A 6,443-nucleotide genomic window follows, 5' to 3' on the forward strand; every position below is an offset into this window, starting at 1 on the left:
GGACTTTCCCGCATCAAGGATCGCGCGAAGGAAAACTCCCTCTCGCTCGGAAGCGGACAGTCTCACGACCGCAGCGGTATAATTGCCGGCGGCAACGTTCCGCCGTTCCGGCCCCGATGCGGGCTTGCAGGCGACCAGCGCCGACATTACCGCGAGCAGCAATAGGTTTCGCATGATCATGGCTCCTTTCAGCTGGCTTGGGATGATCATCGAGCCGGCCGTGTCACTCGATCCGTATATCTGCTCATTGCGCCCGTTCGTTGGGAAACCCGTTAGCGCGCGCTCGCTTGGCCACCCTCGCCATCGACGCCGAGTACCTCTGGAACACGGCGCGAACGCCCGTTCGCTGACGCGACGGGAAACAGGATTTGCGCGAGGAGCCAGAGAAACAGGATGATTGCAGAAACTGAAATGCGCATGGCGATTCCACCATCGGTTGAGCATTCCCATCGTGCAGAATCTGGCGGAACATACATATATGGGATAATACGAGGGCCGGGAATGCACGGTTGTCGGCATGTACCGACGGCAAACGCCTTCACTTTCGAGGGTGATCGCCGGCAAGTCCTATCGTCTTATCGCACAAGCTCAGGGGCGCGGCGCGATGACTGACGAGCAAAAGCCCTTGTCCGGATCGATCGAACCAATCCCGCAACCTTGCAACGAGCTTGGCCTCGGTGTTCGCATCGAGTCCCTCACTCGGCTCGTCAAGCAGCAGCCATGGGCGAGCGGCGAGCAGGCCACGTGCCATAGCAAGGCGTTTGCGCTGACCGCCCGAAAGCTGGGCACCATCCTCGCCGATCCACTGGTCAAGGCGATCCGGCAGCGCTCTGACCTCCTGATCGAGACATGCCGTCGACAGCGCCTCCCAGATCTCGTCCTCGCCGATACCCGCACGGGCGAGGCGCAGGTTGTCGAGAATTGTCCCGGCGATCAGCATCGGGTCCTGCGGCACCAGCGCGAATTGCTGCCGCAGCCGGTAGAGCCCCATTTCGGAGGCCGCACGCTCGCCGACGATGATCTCTTGTGGGGCATCGGTGCGCAATCCGGCGAGCGTCCCCAACAACCGGGTTTTGCCGCAGCCTGACGGGCCGGCGATCGCCACCCGCGCGCCGGGCATGAGCCGGTGCGTCCCGACGGAAGTAATGATCGTGAGACCGGGAACAGCTGGCGAAGCGGAAACCGGATCGGGCAAGCCCACGGCTGCGATCTTATCCAGTCTCGCGCTCGCTTCGTCGACCGACGGAGCACGGATCTGCGCGCGCGCATAGCCCGCGATGGATTCGCCCGCCGCAATCGCGGCCAAAGCCGCCATCGCCGCCAGCGCAGCCCCGCCATGGGCGGTTGCCAGCGCGAGCGCGCAGGCGATACCGGCCGCTGCCGTCGGGATCGTCGCAATCGCCGCTTCCGCGCGTGCCAGCCTGAATTGTGCGTCATCGTGACGCGCCGCGACCTGTTCGAGCTCGGCGGAAACCCGCGCGGTGAGGTCGTAGACTGCGATCTCTCCCGCAGCGGCGGCATATTCGGCAAGGGCAACCTTGAGATCGTTCGATGCGGCGGCCTCGCATTGCGCCAGATCGGGCAGCATCCGCCTCGCCAGCCAGCTGGTCATCACGCAAGCCCCGGCAAGGCACAGCACGACGCAAAGCGCCGGGATGATGCCGGTGACCGCTGCCAGGAACACGGCGAACAGCAACCCGGCAAATGCACCGGCGATCTGCGGCCCGCGAATGACACGGTCCTCGAGCTGGTCGACGTCGCGGCCGAGAAGGCTCGCCCCTTCCCCGCCCGACAAGCGCAATCGCCCGCTTGCCTCCGCCGCGGCCGCTCTGGCGAAGAGCGTCGTGCGCAGCGACGCGAGAGTCCCCAGCGCGGCTTGATGGCTGAGCAGCCGCTCGAAATAGCGCCCGGCGGTGCGCAGGATCGCGAGCAAGCGGATCGTGGCGGCGGGAACGAGATAGTTGAACCCGCGCGCGGCCGTGGGGCCGGCAACGCCGGCGATCGCCGCCGCGGTGATGAACCAGCCTGAAAGAGCGAGCAGCGCGATTGTCGCGACCGCGACCAGGATGCCGCTCAACAGGGCGAGCCGTCGCGTCCGGCGCCACGGTGCGGCGCTCGCCGTCAACAGCGCGGAAAGATTGACCTCGCTCATGCGATCGCAACGGTGCGCGTCGCGGCCGCGATCAGCGCTGGATCGTGTGTCGCCGCAAGGATCGCATGAGACCTGCTTAGCGTCTGCAGCAGGGTGATGATCGATGCGGCTGTAGCGGCGTCGAGATCGGCGGTCGGCTCGTCGAGCAGCAACACCGGGCGACGCGACAAAAGCACGCGCGCCAGCGCGAGTCGTCGCCGCTCGCCGCCCGACAGCCCCGAGCCGCGCGGATCAATCCAGGTGTCGAGGCCGGCTGGGCGCGTGGCAATCAGCGCGCCGAGCCCTGCGCGATGGGCTGCGGCTTCGATTGCGGCTCTCCCTTCATTGGGATCGGCGAGCGCGATATTGTCGGCGATCGTTCCGGGAAGCAGCACGACATGCTGCCCGGCCCAGCCGATCGCCGCATTGGCCGCGCCAGGCAGAAATGCCTCCCTGCCCGCGGACAGTCCGCCCTCGGAGAGCGGCGCGAGCCCGACGATCATCTGCAACAGCGAGGATTTGCCGCTTCCGGTCGGTCCGGTGAGCGCCACCAGTTCGCCGGACGCGACCGACAGGCTGAACGGGCCGACCTTCCGGCCTGCACCATAATCGATCACGCCATCCTCGATCTCGATCGAGGCGATCGGGCCGACACGGCGCGCCGGCTCCGGCGGCGCCTGCACCGCGCGCTCACGAATCGCGGTCTCCGCTGCCTCGCCAAGCTGCTTTTCATGATAAGCGGCGGCGAGGCGGCGCAGCGGCAGATAGAATTCCGGGGCGAGCGCGAGCGCGAAAAATGCCCGCGGCAAGTCGAGATGCTCGGGAACCGGGAACGGCAGCAGGCCCAGGAGATTGAAGCCACAATAGACCGCGACCAGCGCGACCGAGATCGCGGAGAAGAACTCGATCGTGCCCGACGAGAGAAACGCGATCTTGAGAACGGCGTAAGTGCGGTCCGCCACCTCGCCGGTGGCCGTTTCGACCTGGCGGGTAACGCGATCCTCGGCGCCGAATGCGAGAATGATCGGTAGCGAGCGGACCCGGTCGACGAACAGCCCCGAGAGCCGGGCGAGCGCCGCCACCTGCGCGTCGGCAGCACGCCGCGCCGCGCCGCCGGCGAGCGCCATGCCGAGCGCGAACGGTATGAGCGTCGCGATCAGGATTGCGGCCGAGACCGGGCTCGCCAGCGCAACCAGCGCGGCGATCACCAAAGGCGCGATCGCTGCCGCACGCTTGATCGGCTCGAAGCGCCCATAATAGCCGGTAAGCGCGGAGACCTGATCGACCGCAACCGCCAGCTCCTCGCCGAGCAGTCGCCGCGCCGAGCGCCGGGAATGCAGCAGCTGCGGGAACAGCGCCGCCCGAACCCGCGATTTGGCCCGATTCGCGGCGGTGACCCCGGCGACTTCCGCCCGCGCCTGGACCGCCGAGCGAATCAGTACCGCAGCGATCATCGCGGCCGCACCGACTACGGGCCAATACGTATAGGCGGCCAGCACGGCCTTGAGCGATAGCGCAAGCGCCGCAGCGAACAAAGCTGCAGCGGCGGCATCGAATATCCACCACAGCGACGGTGCGAAGGTGCCGCGCCGCGGGATCGTTAACGTCATAGTTCCTTCATCTGCTTGCATAAATATCGAATTACAAATATCCAGCGTTTCGCCGGACGGCAATGCTGAGCCTCAAAGAAGGATCTTGCCATGGATATGGCCGTCATCGAGCTGTCGCGGCTCCAGTTCGCGCTTACTGCACTCTATCATTTTCTATTTGTGCCGTTGACGCTCGGCCTGTCCTTCCTCCTGGTTATCATGGAAAGTCTCTACGTCATGACCGATCGTCCGGTCTGGCGACAGATTACCCGCTTTTGGGGGAAATTATTCGGCATCAACTTCGTGCTGGGAGTCGCGACCGGCCTCACCATGGAGTTTCAGTTCGGTACGAACTGGGCCTATTATTCGCATTACGTCGGTGACATCTTCGGCGCGCCGCTCGCGATCGAAGGGCTGATGGCCTTTTTCCTTGAGGCGACCTTCGTTGGCCTGATGTTCTTCGGCTGGGACAAATTGTCCAAACAGGCGCATCTTTTCGTGACCTTCATGGTCGCGCTGGGCACGAACCTTTCGGCGCTGTGGATTCTGATCGCCAATGGCTGGATGCAGCATCCCGCGGGCGCCGCCTTCAATCCGGCGACAATGCGCATGGAAGTGACCGATTTTACCGCGGTGATCTTCAATCCCGTCGCCCAGGCGAAATTCGTCCATACCGTGAGCGCGGGCTATGTCGCCGCATCGGTGTTCGTCCTTGGCATTTCGGCGCTTTTCCTGCTGCGCGGGCAATGGCTGCCGCTGGCACGCCGTTCCTTCACCGTCGCCGCAGCCTTCGGGCTCGCTTCGTCGTTGTCGGTCGTCGTGCTCGGGGATGAAAGCGGCTATGCGCTGACCGACAACCAGAAGATGAAGCTCGCCGCGATCGAGGCGATGTGGCACACCGAACCCGCCCCCGCCGGCTTCGCCGCCTTCGGCCTGCCGAGCAACAAAGCGCGCGAGACCGCGTTCGAGATCAAGATCCCTTATGCGCTCGGGCTGATCGCCACGCGCAGCGTCACCGGCGAGGTGACCGGCATCACCGAACTGGTCGAGGACGCCAAGGCCAAGATCGGCAGCGGCATCCTCGCTTATGATGCGGTCGAGCGTCTCAAGCTCAATCGCGCCGATCCGGCGGCCCGCGCGAGCTTCGAGGAGAATAAGGGCAATCTCGGCTATGCGCTGCTGTTGAAGCGCTTCGTTGCCGATCCGCGCCGCGCCGATCGTGCGACGATCGAAAAGGCCGCCTGGACCACGGTGCCCAACGTGCCGGCGATGTTCTGGATCTTCCGCGTCATGGCCGGGCTCGGCTTCTTCTTCATCGCCTTTTTCGGTCTGGCGTTCGTCTTCGCCACCAGGCGGCAATTCGACCGGCGCTGGTTTCTTCGCGCGGCCTTATGGGTCATCCCGCTTCCGTGGGTCGCGATCGAGTTCGGCTGGATCCTCGCCGAGATCGGGCGCCAGCCCTGGGCGATCGATGGCGTCCTGCCGACCTTCCTCGGCGCGTCCGATCTCACCGTCCCGCAGCTCTGGACGACGATCGCCGGGTTCACCGCGCTCTACGGCACGCTTGCGGTGGTCGAGGTGCGGTTGATGCTCGAGGCGATCCGCAAGGGGCCCGAGCCCATCGCCGTACCGGCGGAAGCAACACCACGTAATCCGGGCGGCTATGCCCCGCTCGCAGCCGACTAAGGAGATTGTGAGATGACAATCCCGCTCGATTATGAGGTGCTGCGGGTGATCTGGTGGGCGCTGATGGGCGTGCTGCTGATCGGCTTCGCACTCACCGATGGCTTCGACCTCGGCGTCGCCGCATTGCTACCCTGGGTCGCAAAGGGCGACGAGGAACGCCGGCTGGTGATCAACACGATCGCGCCGACCTGGGAAGGCAATCAGGTCTGGCTGATTCTCGGCGCGGGCGCGATCTTCGCAGCCTGGCCGTTCGTCTATGCGGTGAGCTTCTCGGGCTTCTATCTCGCGATGTTCCTGGTGCTGTCGGCGCTGATCCTTCGGCCGGTGGGGTTCAAGTATCGCTCCAAGCGGACGAGCACGCGCTGGCGCAGCGGGTGGGATTGGGCATTGTTTATCGGCGGCCTCGTCCCGGCACTGGTGTTCGGCGTGGCGGTCGGCAACGTACTGCTGGGGGCGCCCTTCCGCTTCGACAGCGACCTTCGCCTCCATTATGAGGGCGGCCTGCTCGGACTGTTCACGCCGTTCACGCTGATCACCGGCCTCCTTTCGGTCGCGATGCTCGTTCTCCACGGCGCCGGCTGGCTCTCGCTCAAGATCGAGAAAGGCGCGGTACTGGAACGCGCGCAGCGGTTCGGCGCGGTCGCGGCGGTGGTCGCGATCCTCCTCTACGCCGCAGGCTTTGCGACGCTCACCTGGGGGAACATCGGGTACACCATCACCGGTGCGATCGACCGTGCGGGTCCGTCCAATCCGCTCGATACGACCACGGCTCAGGTCGCGAAGGGCTGGCTCGTCAATTACGCCGCTTATCCGTGGCTATGGCTCGCGCCGTTGCTCGGGTTCCTCGGCCCGGTGATCGCGTGGGTCGGGATGGCGCGACGCCAGGATCTGCTTGTCTTCGCAGGTTCGAGCCTGGCGACGATCGGGATTATTTCCAGCGTCGGCGCGTCGATGTTCCCGTTCATCCTGCCGAGTTCTATCGATCCTACCTCGAGCCTGACGGTGTGGAACGCATCGTCGAGCCATATGACCTTGTG

Annotated in this window: 5 protein-coding genes; 2 read left to right on the forward strand and 3 right to left on the reverse strand. The window is 65.2% G+C overall.

All coding sequences use genetic code 11. The annotated features are described in order from the left end of the window. The 3 genes from BGN95_RS06905 to BGN95_RS06915 all read right to left on the reverse strand — a co-directional run. Positions 1-210: hypothetical protein (locus BGN95_RS06905; RefSeq protein WP_286772063.1), on the reverse strand; the 210-nt coding region annotated here is incomplete at its 3' end. Positions 211-538: 328 nt separating this feature from the next. Continuing rightward, a complete protein-coding gene (locus tag BGN95_RS06910; protein ID WP_286772064.1) occupies positions 539-1,933 on the reverse strand; it encodes an ATP-binding cassette domain-containing protein in 1,395 nt (464 codons plus the stop codon). Between the two features lie 215 nt (positions 1,934-2,148). Continuing rightward, the gene (locus tag BGN95_RS06915; RefSeq protein ID WP_286772065.1) at positions 2,149-3,741 is read right to left on the reverse strand and encodes an ATP-binding cassette domain-containing protein; all 1,593 of its coding nucleotides are present in this window, start codon (positions 3,739-3,741) and stop codon (positions 2,149-2,151) included. 90 nt (positions 3,742-3,831) lie between these two features. Here BGN95_RS06915 and BGN95_RS06920 point away from each other — a divergent pair, with 90 nt between their 5' ends. Together BGN95_RS06920 and cydB are read left to right on the forward strand one after the other, a co-directional pair. Beyond that, positions 3,832-5,406: a cytochrome ubiquinol oxidase subunit I gene (locus tag BGN95_RS06920; protein ID WP_286772066.1), complete on the forward strand. Its 1,575-nt coding sequence runs from the start codon at positions 3,832-3,834 to the stop codon at positions 5,404-5,406. A gap of 12 nt (positions 5,407-5,418) precedes the next feature. Then, positions 5,419-6,443 (forward strand): cytochrome d ubiquinol oxidase subunit II (gene cydB / locus BGN95_RS06925; RefSeq protein WP_286772067.1); only part of this gene is annotated, 1,025 nt, incomplete at its 3' end.

The sequence above is a fragment of the Sphingomonas sp. 66-10 genome, assembly GCF_001897045.1.
Taxonomy (GTDB): Bacteria; Pseudomonadota; Alphaproteobacteria; order Sphingomonadales; family Sphingomonadaceae; genus Sphingomonas; species Sphingomonas lycopersici.